The organism is Streptomyces sp. NPDC025806 (genome assembly GCF_055558275.1).
On record NZ_JBVHMU010000003.1, the window covers coordinates 506,434 to 526,791 of the forward strand.

The window sequence follows — 20,358 nt, forward strand, 5'->3', positions numbered from 1 at the left end:
ACCCGATCAGGTCGGTGCATCGAGGACACCAGCTGTCCTCGTTCCCGTTACGGTCCCCGTATGACGACGAAGCCGATCACCACCCGCGCCCTGGGACGGGCCACTCTGGAGCGCCAACTCCTGCTGCGCCGCAGCCCGATGACGGTCGAGGCCGCCGTCGCGCATCTGGTGGGACTCCAGGCGCAGGAGGTGCGCCCGCCGTATCTCGCGCTCGCCGCCCGCCTCGACGGCTTCACCCCCGCCGCCCTGTCCGACGCCCTCGAACAGCGGAGGGTCGCCCGGCTCGTCACCCTGCGCTCGACCATCCATCTGCACACCGCCGACGACTGCATGACGCTGCGCCCGCTGGTGCAGGACGCGCGCGACCGCGAGCTGAAGATCTTCCGCAAGGGGCTCGTGGGGGTGGATCTCGACCGGCTGAGGGCCCTGACCCGCCCCTACGTGGAGGAGGCGCCGCGCAGCCCGAAGGAGATCCGGGAGCGGCTGCTCCAGGAGTGGCCGGAGGCGGACCCGCAGGCGCTGATGATCGCCGCGCGCTGTTCCCTGCCGCTGGTCCAGGTCACCCCGCGCGGCCTGTGGCGCCGCAGCGGCGGGGTGCACCTGACGACGGCCGAGCACTGGCTGGACCGGGACGCCGTCGAACCGCCCGAGCTCGAGGGGACGATCCTGCGCTACCTCGGCGCGTTCGGCCCCGCCTCCGTCAAGGACTTCCAGCAGTGGGCCGGGCTGACCCGCACCAAGCCGGCCTTCGAGCGGCTGCGGGACCGCCTCGTGACCTTCCGTGACGAGCACGGCGTCGAGCTGTTCGACCTGCCCGACGCGCCGCGCCCCGACGAGGACGTGCCCGCGCCGCCCCGGCTGCTCGCCGAGTTCGACAACCTGCTGCTCTCGCACGCCGACCGCACCCGCGTCGTGCACGCTGCGGACAAGGGGCTCAACTGGCAGGTCAACACGGCCTATCTGACCTTCCTCCTCGACGGCTTCCTGGCCGGCCTGTGGAGCCTCAAGGAGTCCGCCGACGGCACCCGGATCACCCTGCAGCCCTTCGCCAGCCCGACCCGCGCCCAGCGCGAGGAGCTCGTCGCCGAGGCCGAGCGCACCGCCGAAGTCCTGGAGGCCCCGGGTCCCGTCACCGTCGACTTCGGCACCGTACGGAAGTAGCGCCCGCCCAGGAGGACCGGACCGTCAGTCGGCGCGGCCCGTCGCCGCCACCGTCACGCCGAGCCCGATCAGCGCGAAGCCACCCGTGCCGCCGATCAGCGACAGACGCCGGTCCGAGCGCGCGAACCAGTTCCGCGCCGCCGACGCCGTCAGCCCCCACAGCGTGTCCGTGACCAGGCCGATGCCGATCGGGATCAGCCCGAGCAGCAGCATCTGCGCGGGCACCCGGCCGGCCGTGTGGTCCACGAACTGCGGCAGCACCGCCGCGAAGAACACGATCCCCTTCGGATTCGTCACCCCGACCAGGGCCCCGTCGAGCAGCGTGCGCAGATCGCCGCGCGCGGGACCGGCCGGGCCCTGGATGTCCGCGGCCTTCATCGCGTGCCGGTGCCGGAACGCCTGGATCCCCAGCCACACCAGATACGCCGCACCGGCCAGCTTCACCGCGACGAACAGCGTCGCCGAGCGCTCGACCAGCGAGCCGATCCCCAGCGCCACCGCCACGACCAGCAGGTACGACCCGAACACATTGCCCAGGGCCGTCGCCACCGCCGTGCGCCGGCCGTGCGCGAGCGCCCGTCCGATCACGAACAGCACGCTCGGCCCCGGAATGACGATGACGAGCAGCGACATCGCCGCGAACGCCAGGATCCGATCCGTCGACACCTCGGTACCCCCTCAGATCAGGGCAGCAGCCCCGCCCGGCGCGCGGTCGCGACCGCCTCGCCCCGCGTGTGCGCCCCCAGCTTCCGCATGGCTGACCGAAGATAGCCCTTCACGGTCTCCGGGCGCAGCCCGAGCCGATCGGCCGTCACCGCGTTCGTCGCGCCGGCCGCCACACAGGTGAGGACGTCCACCTCGCGCGGCGCGAGCACCACCGGCGCCTCCCGCTCCACCGGGGACGCCGCCGAGGCCAGCCTCCCGCACACCGCGAGCAGTTCGGCCCGCAGCACCGGGTCCACGATCTTCGGTGCGAGGGCCCGCAGCGCGCCGTGCGCCTCGCGGACCTCCTCCCAGGCCCCGGGCCCGGCGGCCACCGGCGCCGCCGCCGCGGCCAGCAGGGAGTGTGCCTCGTCCCGTACGACGAGGGCCTGCTCCACGTCCCGCGCCGCCGCCACCGCCGCGCCGAGCGCCCGGTCGCCCAGCGGCTGGGCCGAGCGCAGCGCCCCGTACAGGACGCCGCGCACCCGGCGGCGCACGACGACGGGGACCGCGAGGACCGAGCGCAGGCCCTCCGCCTCGACGGCGCCGTCGTACTCGTGGCTGATGTGCCGAGAGTCCCGGTAGTCGGTGACCGCGCAGGCCCGGGCCAGGGACAGCGCCTTGCCGCCCAGCCCGTTGCCCGCGACGATCGCGAGGCCGCGCAGCGCGTTCGTCGCCGCGCCGCTCAGCTCGGCGATCCGCACCTGCCCCGGCGTCGCGACGATGCCGCCGAACGCCACGGGCAGCCCCGTGCCCCGGCGCAGCCGCACCAGTGCGGCGCGTAGCTCGACCGCGTCGGCCGCCTCTGCGCTCACCGTCACCCTCCCAGGTCCTGATCCGGAGTTCCCTGCCGCGTTCACCCCCGTTCGGGGGTAGTGAGACCTGCGTCACGGATTACACGATGGCGGGCACGGTCCGCAATGGCGCGGGACAAGAGCGACGGCGCGGGACAAGCGAACGACAGGAGCGCACATGACGACGGGACACGGACCCACGGAGCAGTTCCGCACGGCCCGCGACTTCCTGCTGGAGCACGCCCGCGACTACGAGTCCGCCTACGAGGGCTTCGCCTGGCCCCGCCCCGGCCGGTTCAACTGGGCTCTCGACTGGTTCGACGTCATCGCCGACGGCAACGAGAAGACGGCCCTGCACATCGTGGAGGAGGCCGGCGACGAGGCCCGCTTCTCCTTCGACACCCTGCGCCGCCGCTCGAACCAGGTCGCGAACTGGCTGCGCGAGCGGGGCGTCGGCGCCGGTGACCGCGTCCTGCTCATGCTCGGCAACCAGGTCGAACTGTGGGAGGTGATGCTCGCCGCGATGAAGCTGCGCGCCGTCGTCATCCCCGCGACGCCGCTGCTCGGCCCCGCCGACCTCACCGACCGTGTCGAGCGCGGCCGCGCCCGGCACGTCATCGTCCGCCCCGAGGACGTCGCCAAGTTCGCCGAGGTCTCCGGCGACTACACGCGGACCGTCGTCGGCTCCCGGACACCCGCCGAGGGCTGGTCCGCGTACGAGGACAGCGCGGGCGCCGACGACACCTTCACCCCCGACGGGGAGACCCTCGCCGACGACGCGCTGCTGCTGTACTTCACCTCCGGCACGACGGCCCGCCCCAAGCTCGTCGAGCACACCCACGTCTCGTACCCGGTCGGCCACCTCGCCACCATGTACTGGATCGGCCTGCGCCCCGGCGACGTGCACCTCAACATCTCCTCGCCGGGCTGGGCCAAGCACGCCTGGTCCAACTTCTTCGCCCCGTGGAACGCCGAGGCGACCGTCTTCCTGTACAACTACACGCGCTTCGACGCCGGGAAGCTGATGGCCGCGATGGACCGCGCGGGCGTCACCTCCTTCTGCGCCCCGCCCACCGTGTGGCGCATGCTCATCCAGGCCGACCTCACCCAGCTGCGCACCCCGCCCCGCGAGGTCGTCGCCGCGGGCGAGCCGCTCAACCCCGAGGTCATCGAGCAGGTCAAGCGGGCCTGGAACGTGACGATCCGGGACGGCTTCGGCCAGACCGAGACCGCGGTGCAGGTGTCCAACAGCCCGGGCCAGGTCCTCAAGTCCGGCTCCATGGGCCGCCCCAGCCCCGGCTTCAAGGTCGAGCTCCTCGACCCGGTCACCGGCGCGCCCGGCGCCGACGAGGGCGAGATCAGCCTCGACCTGTCCGCCCACCCCGTCGGCCTCATGGTCGGCTACCACGGCGACCCCGAGCGCACCGCCGAGGCCATGGCGGGCGGCTACTACCGCACCGGCGACATCGGCTCCCGCGACGCCGACGGCTATCTCACCTACGTGGGCCGCGCCGACGACGTCTTCAAGGCCAGCGACTACAAGATCAGCCCCTTCGAGCTGGAGAGCGCCCTGCTGGAGCACGAGGCGGTCGCCGAGGCGGCCGTCGTGCCCGCGCCGGACGAGCTGCGGCTCGCCGTCCCGAAGGCGTACGTCGTGCTCGCCGAGGGCTACGAGCCGGGTCCGGACACCGCGAAGCTCCTCTTCGAGCACTCCCGCGCCGTCCTCGCCCCGTACAAGCGGCTGCGCCGGATCGAGTTCGGAGAGCTGCCCAAGACCGTCTCCGGCAAGATCCGCCGGATCGAGCTGCGCGAGGCGACGGCCGCCGGGTCGTCCGCCGAGTACCGCGAGGAGGACTTCCGGTGACCGAACTGTCCTACGCGCACGGGGTGGCCGAGCAGCCGCTGCTCGGCGACACCATCGGCGCCAATCTCCAGCGCGCCGTGGACGCCTTCCCGGAGCGCGAGGCGCTCGTCGACGTGCCGTCCGGCCGCCGCTGGACGTACGCGGAGCTGGGCGCCGACGTCGAGCGGCTCGCCCTCGGCCTGCTCGCGCGCGGCGTCGCCAAGGGCGACCGGGTCGGCATCTGGGCCGTCAACTGCGCCGAGTGGGTCCTCGTCCAGTACGCCACCGCCCGCATCGGCGCGATCATGGTCAACATCAACCCGGCCTACCGCGCCCACGAACTGGCCTACGTGCTCAGGCAGTCCGGCATCTCCGTGCTGGTCGCCTCGACCGGACACAAGGGCACCGACTACCGCGAGCTGGTCCGCCAGGTCGCGGGGGAGTGCCCGGCGCTGCGCGAGCGGGTGTTCATCGGCGAGGACAGCTGGGACGCGCTCGTCGCGGCGGGCAGCGCCGCGGACCGGGACCGGCTCACGGCCCGCGAGGCCGAGCTGAGCTGCGACGACCCGATCAACATCCAGTACACCTCGGGCACCACCGGCTTCCCGAAGGGCGCCACGCTCTCCCACCACAACATCCTGAACAACGGCTTCTGGGTGGGCGAGACCATCGCCTACACCGAGGAGGACCGGGTCTGTCTGCCGGTGCCCTTCTACCACTGCTTCGGCATGGTCATGGGCAACCTGGGCGCCACCTCGCACGGCGCCTGCATCGTCATCCCCGCGCCGTCCTTCGAACCGGCGGCGACCCTGCGCGCCGTCCAGGACGAGCGCTGCACCTCGCTGTACGGGGTGCCCACGATGTTCATCGCCGAGCTGAACCTGCCCGACTTCGCCTCCTACGACCTGAGCAGCCTGCGCACCGGCATCATGGCGGGCTCGCCCTGCCCGGTCGAGGTGATGAAGCGGGTCGTCGCCGAGATGCACATGGCCGAGGTGTCCATCTGCTACGGCATGACGGAGACCTCCCCGGTGTCGCTGCAGACCCGCCGCGACGACGACCTGGAGCGCCGCACCGGCACCGTCGGCCGGGTCCTGCCGCACATCGAGGTCAAGGTCGTCGACCCGGTCACCGGCGTCACGCTGCCGCGCGGCGAGGCGGGCGAGCTGTGCACCCGCGGCTACAGCGTGATGCTCGGCTACTGGGAGGAGGCCGAGAAGACCGCCGAGGCCGTCGACGCGGGCCGCTGGATGCACACCGGCGACCTCGCGGTGCTCCGCGAGGACGGCTACGCGCAGATCGTGGGCCGCATCAAGGACATGATCATCCGCGGCGGGGAGAACATCTATCCGCGCGAGGTCGAGGAGTTCCTCTACGCGCACCCGAGGATCGCCGACGTGCAGGTCGTGGGCGTCCCCGACGAGAAGTACGGGGAGGAGGTCCTCGCCTGCGTCATCCTGCGCGACCCGGAACAGGGGCTGACCCTCGACGAGCTGCGCGCGTACTGCAAGGACCGGCTCGCCCACTACAAGGTGCCGAGCCGGCTGCGGATCCTCGACTCCTTCCCGATGACGGTCAGCGGCAAGGTTCGCAAGATCGAACTCCGCGAGGGCTACGGGGAGTAGCTCCCGTACGGGCGTCGGTGCGGCGGGGCCTTCACAGGTCCCGCCGCATGCACACCCGGGGCCAGCGGTCGAGGCCGTGCGCCGCCTCGGCCGCGCGGATCCGCACGAGCCCCTCGGTCAGCTCATCCCGCGCGAGCACGCGGAAGCCGAGCCGCGCGTAGTACGGAGCGTTCCACGGCACGTCCCGGAACGTGGTGAGGGTGAGCGCCGGCAGCCCTCGCTCGCCCGCCCGGACGGCGGCCCGCTCGATCAGGGCCCGGCCGATGCCGCGCCGGGCGGCCTCCGGGTGCACGGTGACCTGCTCGATGTGCAGCGCGCCGTCCACGTCCTCCGCGACGAGATAGGCGACCGGTGTCCCGTCGTCCCCGGCCGCGACCCAGGCCTCGCCCTCCTGCCGCAGCCGCTCCAGTTCGGCGAGCGCGGGCGGCTCGTCGTCGGCCACGCTCGTCATGCCGAGCGGGCGGAACAGCTCGCCCGCGGCCACCTCGATGTCCTGGAGCCGCGGCAGGTCCGCCGACTCGGCGCTACGGATGATCACCGGCCCAGTATGAAGCCGCAGGACCGCTACGCGCCGCCCGCGAGGAGTTCGTCCGCCGGGCTGTTCACCGGCTGCGGCACGCCCGCGAGGTCCAGGACGAACAGCGGGACGCCGAGCTCGTCCGCGCGGCTGCGGGCCGTGTCCGCGTATCCGGCCAGCGAGAAGTAGACGCAGGCCGCCGACTCCGTCATCGCCTGGAGCCACAGGCACTCCACGTCGCGCAGGGTCGCGGGCCGCACCGACGGCTCGACCTGGGCGACGACCCCGCGCGCGGCGAGCCCGACGCCGGAGGGCGGGCGCTGGTCGGCGCGGCGCACGTCCCCGTAACCGAGCCAGCGCAGATAGAGGGCGGCGGCCGTGACGGCGTCGCGTGCGGTGCGGATGGCGACGGGCTGGAACGCGGCCCGGGGCGCGGGCGCCGTGCGCGGCAGTGGGATGTGGGCGGGGGCCACGGGGGCGGGGTCGCCCTGGACGGGGACGCGCAGCAGGGTGCCGCAGTCGCAGCCCAGCTCGGGGCGTGGCCAGCGGTCGTGCCGGCCGCACACGGGGCAGCGCAGGGTGACCCAGTCGTCGGCCCAGGTCCGCTCGCTCACCGGCTCCGGATCGGCGCCGCGCACCACCGGCGGGGCCACGGGCGCGCCGCAGGCGCAGGGGAGAACCGGGGGCGCGAAAAGGTGCTCGCGCCGGCAGGCCGGACATCTGACGTGCACCCGCTCGGCCATGAAACACCCCCTCCGCCCTGCTGCCCCAAGGATTCCGCTGCGGATTGCGTAGCCCTCCGCGACGACGTGAGTCTCATCATCCACCTTGACGGCCTCCGAGACCCCCCTCTACATTGCTTCCATATAGCAGAACCTAGTTTCCGCATCATGGAAGTGATGAGGGGCTGGGGCTGAGCGAAGCAATACGAAACAGCACGACGAAGCAGTAAACGGACTTCACAGCTCGCCGCGGGGGCGCGACGGGAGCGCGAATCCGACAGCCGGACACAGACACAGCAGTCACAGCACAAGTCGGGAGAGCACTCATGGCTCGTATGACCGCCGCCCGCGCGGCCGTTGAGATCCTCAAGCGCGAAGGCGTCAGCAACGCGTTCGGCGTGCCCGGTGCCGCCATCAACCCCTTCTACAAGGAGCTCAAGGCGAGCGGCGGCATCGACCACACCCTCGCCCGTCACGTCGAGGGCGCCTCGCACATGGCGGAGGGCTACACGCGGGCCAACCCGGGCAACATCGGTGTCTGCATCGGTACGTCCGGCCCCGCCGGCACCGACATGATCACCGGTCTGTACTCCGCGATCGGTGACTCCATCCCGATCCTGTGCATCACCGGCCAGGCGCCGAGCCACCTCCTGCACAAGGAGGACTTCCAGGCCGTCGACATCGCCACGATCGCCAAGTCCGTCTCCAAGATGGCCGTCACCGTCCTGGAGGCCGCGCAGGTCCCCGGCGTCTTCCAGCAGGCCTTCCACCTGATGCGCTCCGGCCGTCCCGGCCCGGTCCTCATCGACCTGCCGATCGACGTCCAGCAGACCGAGATCGAGTTCGACCCGGAGACCTACGAGCCGCTGCCGGTCTACAAGCCGGCCGCGACGCGGGCCCAGATCGAGAAGGCGATCAAGCTCCTCGTCGAGTCCGAGCGTCCGCTGATCGTCGCCGGCGGCGGCATCATCAACGCCGACGCCTCCGACCTGCTGGTCGAGTTCGCCGAGATCACCAACACGCCCGTCGTGCCCACGCTCATGGGCTGGGGCACCATCCCGGACGACCACGACCTGAACGCGGGCATGGTCGGCCAGCAGACCGGTCACCGCTACGGCAACGCCACGTTCCTGGAGTCGGACTTCGTCCTCGGCATCGGCAACCGCTGGGCCAACCGTCACACCGGTTACAAGCTGGACGTCTACCGCGAGGGCCGCACCTTCGTCCACGTCGACATCGAGCCGACCCAGATCGGCAAGATCTTCGCGCCGGACTACGGGATCACCTCCGACGCCAAGGCCGCCCTCGAGCTGTTCGTCGAGGTCGCCAAGGAGCTCAAGGCCGCGGGCAAGCTGCCCGACCGCTCCGCCTGGGTCGCCTCCCACCTGGAGCGCAAGGAGACCCTGCAGCGCCGCACGCACTTCGACAACATCCCCATGAAGCCGCAGCGCGTCTACGAGGAGATGAACAAGGCGTTCGGCCGGGACACGCGCTACGTCACGACCATCGGTCTGTCGCAGATCGCGGGCGCCCAGATGCTCCACGTCTACAAGCCGCGCCACTGGATCAACTGCGGCCAGGCCGGCCCGCTCGGCTGGACGATCCCGGCCGCGCTGGGCGTCGCCAAGGCCGACCCGGACACCCAGGTCGTCGCCCTCTCCGGTGACTACGACTTCCAGTTCATGATCGAGGAGCTGGCGGTCGGTGCGCAGCACCGCATCCCGTACGTCCACGTCCTGGTCAACAACGCCTACCTGGGCCTGATCCGCCAGGCCCAGATCGGCCTGGACATCAACTTCCAGGTCAACCTGGAGTTCGAGAACCAGAACAGCCCCGAGCTGGGTGTCTACGGCGTCGACCACGTCAAGGTCGCCGAGGGCCTGGGCTGCAAGGCGATCCGGGTCACCGACCCGAACGAGCTGGGCGAGGCCCTGGAGCGGGCCAAGAAGCTCGCGCAGGAGCACCAGGTGCCGGTCGTCGTCGAGGCGATCCTGGAGCGCATCACGAACATCGCGATGAGCCCCACGGCCGACATCAGCGCGGTCAAGGAATTCGAGGAGCTCGCGACGGAGCCGGGCCACGCGCCGACGGCCATCCGTCCGCTGAAGGTCTGATCCCGAGCCCCTGCGGGGGGCGGGTAGCAAGGGTGGGCCCCGGTTCTACGGAACCGGGGCCCACCCTTTTCCCGTTCGTCGCAGGGTGCGCCCCGGTGGGGGCTGGTCGCGCAGTGCCTGCATTTCAGGGGCGCGGGGCTGTGCCCGATCAGCGACTCCGTCGCGGGGCGCGACCGGCGGGCCCCTGGGGCGCACGAAGTGTGCCTTCCAGGGGCGCGGGGAACTGCGCGACCAGCCCCCGCCGGCCGGTGGTCGCCCGACGGCCGGGGGACCCCACTCCGTGGGCGGGTCAGGCCCGGCGACGGCGCAGGACGTACTGTCCGGTCAGCGCCAGCACCAAGGGCCCCCAGAGCGTCGCAGGCAACACGCAGACGTGGAACAGGAGCTCCCACCCCGGACCGTCCGCCGGCGGCGCCTCGTACCCGGGTACACCCAGGACGCTGAGCAGGAACCCGCCCCACAACACCGTGGCCCCGAGCCCACCGAGCAGCGCCGGCACCACGACCACCGGCACGGGCAGCCGCCGCCCGCCCACCAGCGGGATCCAGGACGGCACCCGCTCGCCCCACCCCCGTACGAGCCCGAAGCAGAGCAGCGCCAGCGCCTCGGTGAGCAGGCTGAGCCCGAAGATGTACGGCACGGAGAGCCAGAGGCTGCCGATGGAGCCGTTGCCCGTGCCCATGTCGAAGCCGAACGCGAACGGCAGCCGCCACAGGCACTGGGGGAGCAGCACGAGCGGGATCAGATGGGCGACCCGCTCGGCCCAGCGAGGCACGGGACGCTCCGTCACACGGGCGGGGGAGAGGTGAACTGCCGTCGTCGTCATGCCTCTTACGCTCCCGCGCGGCGCCGCGCACGGCGTCCGCCAAGGCGTCGAACCGCCTCCCCCGCGCGGCGGAGACGGGCCTGAGGCTCAAGGCGCAGAACGCGGAAAAGAGCCCCGGGTACGGACCGTCGTACCCGGGGCTCTGGTTCGGGAGGTGGTTGCCGTCCGACGGCGGGCGACTGGCGAAACATGCATGCGCGCCGCCGGACGGAGCAGAGAACCCGCCGCGGAGGGCGGGGGAGTCGGCTGGGACCGCGGCGGCTGTGCGACGGCTCCCCGGGCATCCTTCCTCAGGTCGAAAGGGGGCCCGGAAAACTTTCACCACCGCACTGGCTCGCACGAGCCGCCGCGATCCTCGTCCTCCCGCGACCCACCACGTGACCACCCCTCATCCGGGTCACGCAGCAGGTGCGGGCTTGTGCGTACGGGGGCTGACCTCCCGTCAATCCCCGTACGCGGTCTGGGGAGTTCCTGCGAATCAGTCCTCGCGCAGGGCGCGGACCGCTTCCTCGACGCGCTTGCCGTAGTCGGCGTCGGCGGCGTGGAAGTGGGCGAGGTTCTTCTCCACGATGTCGTCGCGCGAGACCTGGGAGAGGCCGCCCGCGATGTTCGCGACCAGGCGTCCCTTCTCTTCCTCGGACATCAGGCGGTACAGCTCGCCCGCCTGGTAGAAGTCGTCGTCCTTGGCGTGGGCCGGCGCCTCGTGCGTACCCGTGTGGCCGGAGATCGCGAGCGGCGCGGAGAGCGCGCGACCGGTCTCGGCCGGGCCGTCGAAGGAGTTCGGCTCGTAGTTCTTGCGGCTGCGGGCGTAGGCGTTGGCGGCCATCAGACCGTCGCGGCCGTAGTTGTCCGCGGTGGTCGCCTTGGGGGCGTTGACCGCGAGCTGGGTGTGGTTGACGCCCAGGCGGTAGCGGTGCGCGTCCGCGTAGGCGAACAGGCGGCCCTGCAGCATCTTGTCGGGGGAGGGGCCGATGCCCGGAACGAAGTTGTTCGGGGAGAAGGCGGCCTGCTCGACCTCGGCGAAGACGTTGTCGGGGTTGCGGTCCAGGACCAGTCGGCCCACGCGCTGCAGCGGGTAGTCCTTGTGCGGCCACACCTTGGTGAGGTCGAACGGGTTGAACTGGTAGTCCGCGGCCTCGGCGGCCGGCATGACCTGGACGTAGAGGGTCCAGGACGGGTTCACGCCGCGCTCGATGGCCTGCAGCAGGTCCGTCTGGTGCGAGTTCGGGTCCTTGCCTGCGATCTCGGCGGCCTGCTCCGACGACAGGGAGCGGATGCCCTGGTTCGTCTTGAAGTGGTACTTCACGAAGAAGGCTTCGCCCTGCTCGTTCGTCCACTGGTAGGTGTGCGAGCCGTAGCCGTTCATGTGACGGTACGAGGCCGGGATGCCGCGGTCGCCCATGAGCCAGGTGATCTGGTGGGTGGCCTCGGGGGCGTGGGCCCAGAAGTCCCAGACGTTCTCCGGCTCCTGCTTGCCCGTGAAGGGGTCGCGCTTCTGGGAGTGGATGAAGTCGGGGAACTTCAGCGGGTCCTTGATGAAGAAGACCGGGGTGTTGTTGCCGACGAGGTCGTAGTTGCCCTCTTCGGTGTAGAACTTGAGCGCGAAACCGCGGGGGTCACGGACGGCGTCCGCGCCACCGAGGTTGTCGGCGACGGTCGAGAAGCGCAGGAAGACCTCGGTGCGCTTGCCGACCGTGTTCAGGAAGTCGGCGTGGGTGAAACCGGTGACGTCGTCCGTCACCTCGAAGTAACCGTAGGCGCCGGAACCACGGGCGTGCACGACACGCTCCGGGATGCGCTCGCGGTTGAAGCGGGCGAGCTTCTCCAGCAGGTGCTGGTCCTGGATCAGAAGCGGGCCGCCGGCGCCGGCGGTCGCGGAGTTCTGGTTGTCGGCGACAGGGGCGCCGGACTCGGTCGTGAGCACACGCTTGGGCATGGTTTTGGAGGCGACCTTCCGTGCAATGGCTGCTGACGATGGGGGGAGCGTAGGTACCCCTGAACTGCTACGTCAACAGTTTGTTGAAGTTCCGGGCGACCTTTTTCAACATTTTGTTGAACAGGTGGGTATGGGTTCCGGGCCGTGGCGACGCCTGGGCGCGACAGGACAGGTGTCAGCGCCGCCACGGCCCGGAAGTCTTCAGGGTCAGGCCACCTGGTTGCCCGAGAGGCGCTCGACGGCGCGCAGCAGGGCGGAGTGGTCCAGGCCGCCGTCGCCCTGGGCGCGCAGCGAGGCCACGAGCTGGGCCACCACGGCGCCGACGGGCAGGGCCGCACCCACGTTGCGGGCGGCGTCGGTGACGATGCCCATGTCCTTGTGGTGCAGGTCGATGCGGAAGCCCGGCTTGAAGTCGCGGTTGAGGAAGTTGTCCTTCTTCCGCGTCAGGACGGTCGAGCCGGCCAGGCCGCCGTTGAGCACGTCGAGCGCGGCGGTGAGGTCCACGCCGGACTTCTCCAGGAAGACCACGGCCTCGGCGCACGCCTGGATGTTCACGGCGACGATGAGCTGGTTGGCGGCCTTCACGGTCTGGCCCGAGCCGTGCGGACCGCACAGCACGATGGTCTTGCCGAGGGCGTCGAGGAGCGGCTTGGCCTCGTCGAAGTCGGCCTGCTCACCGCCGACCATGATGGACAGGACGGCCTCGATGGCGCCGGCCTCGCCACCGGAGACGGGCGCGTCGATGACGCGGATGCCCTTCTCCTTGGCGTTCTTCGCCAGGTCGACCGAGGTCTGCGGGGTGATCGACGACATGTCGACGATCAGCGCGCCGGACTTCGCGTTCTCCAGGATGCCCTCGGGGCCGTAGGAGATCGCCTCGACCTGCGGGGAGGCCGGGACCATGGTGACGATGACGTCGGCGTCCTTGACGGCCGCGGCGATCGACGTGGCGGCGGTGCCGCCGGCCGCGGCGAGGCGGTCCAGCTTGTCCTGCTCGAGGGTGAAGCCGGTGACGTCGTAGCCGGCCTTGATCAGGTTCTCCGACATGGGCGAGCCCATGATGCCGAGACCGATCCACGCGACCTTGGGGAGGTTGTTGCTCATGAGGGTGACTCCAAAAAACTCAGAAAAGCTGTGATCCGTGGGTGAGCCGGTGCGCCGCAGGGCGCGCTCCGCTCAGTGGCGCGCGGCGCGGGCCTCGTGCGGCAGCCAGCCGAAGGACTCGGCGCTCGGGGCGTCGCCCGGCTTGTACTCCAGGCCCACGTAGCCGTCGTAGCCGGCCTTGCGGAGCTGGTCGAGGAGGTCCTCGAGGGGCAGCGAGCCCGTGCCCGGCGCACCGCGGCCCGGGTTGTCGGCGATCTGCACGTGCGCCGTCTTGTCGGTGTACGCGCTGATGACCTGCTGGAGGTCCTCGCCGTTCATGGACAGGTGGTACAGGTCCATGAGGAACTTGGCGTTGCCGAGGCCGGTGGCCTCGTTCACCTTGTCCACGATCTCGATGGCCTTGGGGGCGCTCACGATCGGGCAGGCGGGCGACTCCGGCTTGTTCAGCGCCTCGATGAGCAGCACCGCGCCGATGCGGTCGGCCGCGCGGGCCGCGAGCACCAGGTTCTCCAGGGCGAGCTCGTCCTGGACGGCGGGGTCCACGCCCTCCACCCGGTTGCCGTACAGCGCGTTGAGCGCCTTGCAGCCGAGGGACTGGGCGAAGTCGGCCACCACGTCGATGTTGGCGCGGAACTTCTCGCTCTCCTCGCCGGGGATCGACAGGGCGCCCCGGTCCGGGCCGGGCAGCTGACCGGCGTAGAAGTTCAGGCCGGTGAGCTGGACTCCCGCGTCCTGGATCGCGCTGCGCAGCGCGTCGAGCTCGGACTGCTCGGGGGTGGGGGCATCGACCCACGGCCACCACAGCTCGACCGCCGTGAAGCCGGCCGCGGCGGCGGCGGCCGGGCGCTCCAGGAGCGGGAGCTCCGTGAAGAGGATCGACAGGTTGACGTTGAAGCGCTGGTCTGCGAATCCCATCAGGGTCGGCGCTCCCTTCTGGTCCGGTCCGTGTTCCGCATGACGTCTAATTTCGTATTGCGGAAGTTTCTTTCTGCGTGATGGAAGATTGCCTGGAAGGGCTCGTCTCTGTCAAGGGGGTGGGCGCGACCTGGTCCAAAGGGGGCCATCGCGGGTTAGGTTGACCGGGTGCGATTGAGAGTGGAATTCACGACGGAGCCCTTCGATCTCGACGAGGCGCCCGCGCACGCGGTGGCCGCCCGCCGGGTGATCGAGGCGGCGGAACTGGACGCGGTCGACGTCGGCCCGTTCGGGAACACGGCGGAAGGCGGGGCCGAGGCGGTCCTCAAGGCGGTCGACGCCCTGCTGCGCGAGAGTCTCGCGACCGGCGCCACCCGTATCTCGCTGCAGATCAACGTGACGGGGGAGGACCAGGCGTGACGAACACGGGGGGCGAGGCCTCCGGCGAGGCCTTCATCACGGCCGTGAAGCCGCTGGTCGACGCGATGGGTGGAGAGCTGGTCCCGCCGGCCGACGCCGGTCTGGACGATGTCGTGCTGAGCTGGCAGGGGGCGGACGTCGCCGCCGTGCGACTGCCGCAGCTCGCCGACTCCCTGGATCACATCCTGGCCGCCATGCAGCGGGTGAAGGGGCGGCCGCTGGCCGAGCTCGACCGCCGGGAGAAGCAGGAGATCGTGCGCGTCCTGGAGGGGCGCGGCGCCTTCTCCGTACGGCACGGAGTGGAGACCGTGGCGGGCGCGCTGGGCGTCTCACGGTTCACCGTCTACAACTACCTCAACCGGGAGAAGACCTCCTGACCCAGCCTGACCTGGAGTGATGCGGCGACAGCCGTGGCAGGCCCCGACCGCCGTCCGGATTCCGGACGGCGGTCTTTCGTTACACCAACTTTTCAACAAACTGTTGACGTGGTGTTTCCAAGGGCGTTAGCTATCCGCAGCCCGTCCAGCACAAGGCCACGGAGGCAGTCCCGTGACTTCAGGTTCGTCAGCCACCCAGCGGGGGTTGACCCGGTTCAACGCCTCGGACGAGAGCGCGGCCCAGGCCGAGCTCCACGAGGTGTGCACTTCATCGGCGTGGGGGCGCAAGATCATCGCCCAGCGCCCGTTCGCTTCCGCAGAGACTCTCTTCACCGCCAGTGACGCCGCCATGGCCGAGCTGTCCACGGAGGACCTCGCGGAGGCCATGGCGGGCCACCCGCCGATCGGTCGCCCGAAGCCCGGCGACCCGACCTCGTCCCGCGAGCAGCGGGGCATGGCCGGAGCCTCCGAGGAACTCAAGGCGGAGATGCTCGAGCTCAACCTGGGCTACCAGGACCGCTTCGGGCATGTCTTCCTCATCTGCGCCACCGGCCTGACCGGCGAGCAGATGCGCGACGCGCTCAAGGCCCGGATCGAGAACACGCCGGAGAAGGAGTGGGAGATCGTCCGCGCCGAACTCGGCAAGATCAACCGCATCCGCCTCACGAGCCTCGTGGAACAAGGAGAGACCGCCTGATGAGCACCGAGAAGACCGCCCCCTATGTGTCCACGCACATCCTGGACACCAGCCTCGGCCTCCCGGCCGTCGACGTCGCGGTCACCGTCGCGGCGCGCTCCGGCGCGGACGCCGACTGGGTGACGCTCGGCTCCTCGGCCACGGACGACGACGGGCGCTGCAAGAACCTGCCGGTCCTGCCGGCGGACACCACCCACGTACGCCTCGACTTCGACACCGAGACGTACTTCGCCAAGAAGCAAGCCGATGCGCAGCAGGACGCCCCCGCGAATCGGGACAGCGACGCTTCCGCGGTGTTCTTCCCGGAGGTGGCGATCACGTTCGCCGTCGTCCCGGGCGAGCGCTACCACGTGCCGCTGCTGCTCAACCCGTTCGGCTACTCCGTTTACCGAGGGAGCTAGCAGACATGCCTACGATCCTGGGCCAGAACCAGTACGGCAAGGCGGAGAACCGCGTTGTCAAGATCACGCGGGACGGCGACACCCACCACATCAAGGACGTCAACGTCTCGGTCGCCCTCAGCGGTGACCTCGACGACGTCCACCTGACCGGGTCGAACGCCAACTGCCTGCCGACGGACACCACCAAGAACACCTGCTTCGCCTTCGCGAAGGAATACGGGATCGAGTCGATCGAGCAGTACGGCATCGAGCTCGCCCGGCACTTCGTGGACAGCCAGCCGTCCATCCACCGGGCCCGTATCCGCCTCGAGGAGTACGCCTGGGAGCGGATCGCCGGCTCCGACGCGGGCTCCAAGTTCATCGGCGCCGACGAGGTCAAGCACTCCTTCGTCCGCAAGGGCCAGGAGATCCGCCTCGCGCAGATCACCTACGACGGCGAGAAGTTCGAGGTCCTCTCCGGCCTCAAGGACCTCACCGTCATGAACTCCACCAACTCGGAGTTCTGGGGCTTCATCAAGGACAAGTACACGACGCTCCAGGAGGACTACGACCGTATCCTCGCCACGTCCCTGTCGACGTGGTGGCGCCACAACTGGACGTCTGCCGACGAGCGCACGCCCCAGTGGAACAAGTCCTACGACCAGGCCAAGAAGCACATGCTCGAGGCCTTCGTCGAGACGTACTCGCTCTCGCTGCAGCAGACCCTCTTCCAGATGGGTTCGCGGATCATCAACAACCGCACCGAGATCGACGAGATCCGCTTCTCCGCGCCGAACAAGCACCACTTCCGCCAGGACCTCTCGTCCTTCGGCCTGGAGAACGAGGCGAAGGACGGTGCCGTGTACTGGGCCGCCGACCGCCCCTACGGCCTCATCGAGGCCACGATCCTGCGGGACGGCGCCGACCAGCGCATCCCGGTCGACATGACCAACCTCTGACGCGGGGCGCGCGCCCCCGCCCGCCCCGCAGTGGGCGGGGGCGCGCCACACCGGAGGGAACAAAGCAATGGCAGTGCCAGCAAAAGGGCCGGCGGCAGCCGAAGGCCCGTGTTCCACCCCACCGGAAAGCACCAACGAGACCGCCGAAGCGGTCCACCCGGTGGATGAGAAGCTCCACCCGTCGCGGCTCGTCCCCGCCGCACTCCAGCACATCGCCGCCATGTATGCGGGCGTCGTCACCCCGCCGCTCATCATCGGCCAGGCCGTCCACCTCGACACCGCGGGCCAGACCCGGCTGATCGCCGCGTCCCTGCTCATCGCCGGTGTGGCCACCCTGCTCCAGACGCTCGGCGTCAAGGGAATCGTCGGAAACCGGCTGCCCTTCGTCAACGCCGCGTCCTCCGCGGGCATCGCACCGATGCTCGCCATCGCCGAGACCAACGCCAAGGGCGACCAACTCCCCGCCATCTACGGGGCCGTGATGGTCGCGGGCGTCTTCTGTCTCGCCATCGGTCCGTTCTTCGGCCGGCTCCTGCGCTTCTTCCCGCCGCTCGTCACCGGCGTCGTGATCACCCTCATCGGTGTGACCCTGATGCCCGTGCCGGTCGGCTGGGCCCAGGGCGGCGACAAGACCGCCGCCGACTACGGCGACATGCGCTACCTCGCGCTCGCCGGCTTCACCCTCGCCGTCATCCTGTTCATCCAGCGGTTCGGCAAGGGCTTCGTCAAGCAAGTCGCCCTGCTCTTCGGGCTGTTGATCGGCACACTCGCCGCCGTCCCGTTCGGCATGGCCGACTTCGGCGCCCTCAAGTCCGCGCCCGTCGCGGCCCTGCCCACCCCCTTCGCCTTCGGCGCACCCGAGTTCCAGCCCGCCGCGATCATCTCGCTGTGCCTGGTCATGCTCGTGCTGATGACCGAGTCCAGCGCCGGCATGCTCGCCATCGGCGAGATCTGCGAGCGCGACTGCGACGGAAAGACCATCACCCGGGGTCTGCGCACCGACGGCCTCGCGACCTTCCTGGGCCCGATCTTCGGCGGCTTCCCGACCTCCGCCTTCGCCCAGAACGTCGGCGTCGTCTCGCTCACCAAGGTGCGCAGCCGCTACGTCGTCGCCGTCGCGGGCGGCGCCCTGCTGATCCTCGGCGCCTTCCCGGTGCTCGGCGCGGTGGTCTCGATGGTCCCCATGCCGGTCCTCGGCGGAGCGGGCATCGTCCTCTTCGGCTCCATCGCCGTCAGCGGCATCCGCACCCTCTCGGAGGCGGGTCTCGACGACAGCTCCAACATCATCCTGGTGGCCGTATCGCTCGGCGCGGGCATCATCCCGCTCGCCGCGCCCGGCTTCTACGCCGACTTCCCCGCCTGGGCGCAGACCGTGCTCGGCTCCGGCATCAGCGCCGGCGCACTCGTCGCCGTCTCGCTGAATCTCTTCTTCCACCATCTCGGCACCCGCGGCAGCGCCAGCGCGACCGCGGCACTCAAATCCTCCTAGGGTCCTGCCGTGCCCACATCGCCACACACGAAATGAAGGAAGCACCATGGCACCTTCTTCGGCAGACCGCATCGTCATCGAGAACGTCGCGATCGCGACGGTCGACGCACAGGACACCGAGTACGCCTCGGGCCACATCGTCGTCAGCGGCAACAGGATCGAGTCCATCGGGGCGGGACAGGCCCCGAAGGACCTCGAGAACGTAGTCCGCCGCATCGACGGGACCGGCCACCTGGCCACGCCCGGCCTGGTCAACACGCACCACCACTTCTACCAGTGGATCACCCGTGGCCTGGCGACGGACCACAACCTGTTCAACTGGCTGGTGGCGCTCTACCCGACCTGGGCGCGCATCGACGAGCAGATGACGTACGCGGCGGCGCAGGGCTCCCTCGCGATGATGGCCCGCGGCGGTGTCACCACCGCCATGGACCACCACTACGTGTTCCCCAAGGGTTCGGGCGACCTCTCCGGATCGATCATCCGGGCCGCCTCCGAGATGGGCGTGCGGTTCACCCTGGCCCGCGGCTCCATGGACCGCAGCGAGAAGGACGGCGGCCTGCCGCCGGACTTCGCGGTCGAGACCCTCGAGGGCGCCCTCGCCGCCACCGAGGAAACCGTCAACAAGCACCACGACGCCTCCTTCGACGCGATGACGCAGGTGGCCGTGGCCCCCTGCTCGCCGTTCTCGGTGTCCACCGAACTCCTCAAGCAGGGCGCCGAGTTGGCGCGCCGCCTCGGCGTACGGCTGCACACCCACGGCAGCGAGACCGTCGAGGAGGAGAAGTTCTGCCACGAGCTGTTCGGCATGGGCCCCACCGACTACTTCGAGTCGACGGGCTGGCTCGGTGAGGACGTGTGGATGGCGCACAGCGTCCACATGAACGACTCCGACATCGCCGCGTTCGGGCGCACCAAGACGGGCGTCGCTCACTGCCCGTCCTCCAACGCCCGCCTCGCGGCCGGCATCGCCCGCGTCCCCGACATGCTCGCGGCCGGCGTCCCCGTCGGCCTCGGCGTCGACGGCACCGCCTCCAACGAGTCGGGCGAACTGCACACCGAACTGCGCAACGCGCTGCTCATCAACCGCCTCGGCGCCCACCGCGAGGCCGCCCTCAACGCCCGCCAGGCCCTGCGCCTGGGGACGTACGGAGGCGCTCAGGTCCTCGGCCGGGCCTCCCAGATCGGATCTCTGGAAGCCGGCAAGCTCGCCGACCTCGTCCTGTGGAAGCTGGACACCCTGGCCCACTCGTCGATCGCCGACCCGGTGACCGCGCTCGTCTTCGGCGCGGCCGCACCGGTCACCCTCTCCCTCGTCAACGGCAAGCCGGTCGTCGAGAACGGCCGCCTGCTGCACGCCGACGAGGACGCCATCGCCCGCTCCACGCGGGACGAGGCCCAGCGCCTCGCGCGGATCGTCGCGCAGGCCTGATTCACCGACTCCGGTCAGGGGGGACGGCCCCTGACCGGGGACCCGAGCTGCCGAGCGGGCAGCTCGGGTGCCGCCCCGGAACGTGGCCCAAAGCCTCACGTTCCCGGGGCGGTCAGCACTACCTGGGCGCACAACAACTGAACATCGGTCAGCACCTTGCACCTTGCATCACCATGCACCACCTCCATGAAGCGAAAAGCACCGGCGAGAGCCCGGTGCCGGAAAACAACCGGAGGAGCCGCAGTGGCGACGAAGCCCAGGTTCACCAAGCAAGGCACCACCTCCGCACCCGAGGGCGCGGAGCAGACCAGACATCCGGTCGACGAGACCCTCCCGCCGCTGAAG

Annotated in this window: 19 protein-coding genes; 11 read left to right on the forward strand and 8 right to left on the reverse strand. The window is 70.5% G+C overall.

The window, feature by feature from the left end; genetic code table 11:
• Window positions 1–60: 60 nt before the first annotated feature.
• The gene (locus tag ACZ4E1_RS09275; RefSeq protein ID WP_467537344.1) at window positions 61–1,161 is read left to right on the forward strand and encodes a winged helix DNA-binding domain-containing protein; all 1,101 of its coding nucleotides are present in this window, start codon (window positions 61–63) and stop codon (window positions 1,159–1,161) included.
• Between the two features lie 24 nt (window positions 1,162–1,185).
• Here ACZ4E1_RS09275 and ACZ4E1_RS09280 read toward each other — a convergent pair whose 3' ends face one another.
• Together ACZ4E1_RS09280 and ACZ4E1_RS09285 are read right to left on the reverse strand one after the other, a co-directional pair.
• A complete protein-coding gene (locus ACZ4E1_RS09280) occupies window positions 1,186–1,794 on the reverse strand; it encodes a LysE family translocator (RefSeq protein WP_467537613.1) in 609 nt (202 codons plus the stop codon).
• A 50-nt stretch (window positions 1,795–1,844) separates the two neighbouring features.
• Complete coding sequence (locus tag ACZ4E1_RS09285; protein WP_467537345.1) at window positions 1,845–2,678, reverse strand: helix-turn-helix transcriptional regulator; 834 nt, start codon at window positions 2,676–2,678, stop codon at window positions 1,845–1,847.
• A gap of 157 nt (window positions 2,679–2,835) precedes the next feature.
• Here ACZ4E1_RS09285 and ACZ4E1_RS09290 point away from each other — a divergent pair, with 157 nt between their 5' ends.
• Both ACZ4E1_RS09290 and ACZ4E1_RS09295 read left to right on the forward strand, forming a co-directional pair.
• Window positions 2,836–4,521: an AMP-binding protein gene (locus ACZ4E1_RS09290; RefSeq protein WP_467537346.1), complete on the forward strand. Its 1,686-nt coding sequence runs from the start codon at window positions 2,836–2,838 to the stop codon at window positions 4,519–4,521.
• Window positions 4,518–6,125: an AMP-binding protein gene (locus ACZ4E1_RS09295; protein WP_467537348.1), complete on the forward strand. Its 1,608-nt coding sequence runs from the start codon at window positions 4,518–4,520 to the stop codon at window positions 6,123–6,125. Before ACZ4E1_RS09290 ends, ACZ4E1_RS09295 begins: the two co-directional genes overlap by 4 nt.
• Window positions 6,126–6,156: 31 nt before the next feature.
• Here the strand turns inward: ACZ4E1_RS09295 and ACZ4E1_RS09300 are convergent, their stop codons facing one another.
• Both ACZ4E1_RS09300 and ACZ4E1_RS09305 read right to left on the reverse strand, forming a co-directional pair.
• Entirely contained in the window at window positions 6,157–6,663 is a 507-nt protein-coding gene (locus ACZ4E1_RS09300; RefSeq protein WP_467537349.1) for a GNAT family N-acetyltransferase, read from the reverse strand.
• 26 nt (window positions 6,664–6,689) lie between these two features.
• Window positions 6,690–7,385, reverse strand: coding sequence for a hypothetical protein (locus tag ACZ4E1_RS09305; protein ID WP_467537350.1), 696 nt, complete (start codon window positions 7,383–7,385; stop codon window positions 6,690–6,692).
• A 314-nt stretch (window positions 7,386–7,699) separates the two neighbouring features.
• Between ACZ4E1_RS09305 and gcl the strand changes: the two genes are divergently transcribed.
• On the forward strand, window positions 7,700–9,478 hold the full coding sequence (gcl, locus tag ACZ4E1_RS09310) for a glyoxylate carboligase (RefSeq protein WP_467537615.1): 1,779 nt from the start codon (window positions 7,700–7,702) through the stop codon (window positions 9,476–9,478).
• Between the two features lie 289 nt (window positions 9,479–9,767).
• Here the strand turns inward: gcl and ACZ4E1_RS09315 are convergent, their stop codons facing one another.
• The 4 genes from ACZ4E1_RS09315 to ACZ4E1_RS09330 form a co-directional block, all read right to left on the reverse strand.
• A complete protein-coding gene (locus ACZ4E1_RS09315) occupies window positions 9,768–10,304 on the reverse strand; it encodes a hypothetical protein (RefSeq protein WP_467537351.1) in 537 nt (178 codons plus the stop codon).
• Between the two features lie 478 nt (window positions 10,305–10,782).
• Window positions 10,783–12,240, reverse strand: coding sequence for a catalase (locus ACZ4E1_RS09320; protein WP_467537353.1), 1,458 nt, complete (start codon window positions 12,238–12,240; stop codon window positions 10,783–10,785).
• 207 nt (window positions 12,241–12,447) lie between these two features.
• Window positions 12,448–13,344, reverse strand: coding sequence for a 2-hydroxy-3-oxopropionate reductase (locus ACZ4E1_RS09325; RefSeq protein ID WP_467537355.1), 897 nt, complete (start codon window positions 13,342–13,344; stop codon window positions 12,448–12,450).
• A gap of 72 nt (window positions 13,345–13,416) precedes the next feature.
• The gene (locus tag ACZ4E1_RS09330) at window positions 13,417–14,259 is read right to left on the reverse strand and encodes a TIM barrel protein (RefSeq protein ID WP_188336163.1); all 843 of its coding nucleotides are present in this window, start codon (window positions 14,257–14,259) and stop codon (window positions 13,417–13,419) included.
• Between the two features lie 168 nt (window positions 14,260–14,427).
• Between ACZ4E1_RS09330 and ACZ4E1_RS09335 the strand changes: the two genes are divergently transcribed.
• From ACZ4E1_RS09335 to ACZ4E1_RS09365, 7 genes are all read left to right on the forward strand, one after another.
• Window positions 14,428–14,679, forward strand: coding sequence for a YkoF family thiamine-binding protein (locus tag ACZ4E1_RS09335; protein ID WP_467537358.1), 252 nt, complete (start codon window positions 14,428–14,430; stop codon window positions 14,677–14,679).
• A gap of 65 nt (window positions 14,680–14,744) precedes the next feature.
• Complete coding sequence (locus tag ACZ4E1_RS09340) at window positions 14,745–15,056, forward strand: helix-turn-helix domain-containing protein (protein WP_188341226.1); 312 nt, start codon at window positions 14,745–14,747, stop codon at window positions 15,054–15,056.
• 172 nt (window positions 15,057–15,228) lie between these two features.
• Window positions 15,229–15,753, forward strand: coding sequence for a 2-oxo-4-hydroxy-4-carboxy-5-ureidoimidazoline decarboxylase (uraD, locus tag ACZ4E1_RS09345; RefSeq protein WP_467537359.1), 525 nt, complete (start codon window positions 15,229–15,231; stop codon window positions 15,751–15,753).
• Window positions 15,753–16,154, forward strand: coding sequence for a hydroxyisourate hydrolase (gene uraH, locus ACZ4E1_RS09350; RefSeq protein WP_467537360.1), 402 nt, complete (start codon window positions 15,753–15,755; stop codon window positions 16,152–16,154). Before uraD ends, uraH begins: the two co-directional genes overlap by 1 nt.
• A 5-nt stretch (window positions 16,155–16,159) precedes the next feature.
• The gene (gene pucL, locus ACZ4E1_RS09355) at window positions 16,160–17,092 is read left to right on the forward strand and encodes a factor-independent urate hydroxylase (protein WP_467537362.1); all 933 of its coding nucleotides are present in this window, start codon (window positions 16,160–16,162) and stop codon (window positions 17,090–17,092) included.
• 67 nt (window positions 17,093–17,159) lie between these two features.
• Entirely contained in the window at window positions 17,160–18,581 is a 1,422-nt protein-coding gene (locus ACZ4E1_RS09360; RefSeq protein ID WP_467537364.1) for a nucleobase:cation symporter-2 family protein, read from the forward strand.
• Window positions 18,582–18,627: 46 nt separating this feature from the next.
• Window positions 18,628–20,013 (forward strand): 8-oxoguanine deaminase, encoded by a 1,386-nt coding sequence (locus ACZ4E1_RS09365; protein ID WP_467537366.1) that lies wholly within the window; start codon window positions 18,628–18,630, stop codon window positions 20,011–20,013.
• Window positions 20,014–20,358: the final 345 nt, after the last annotated feature.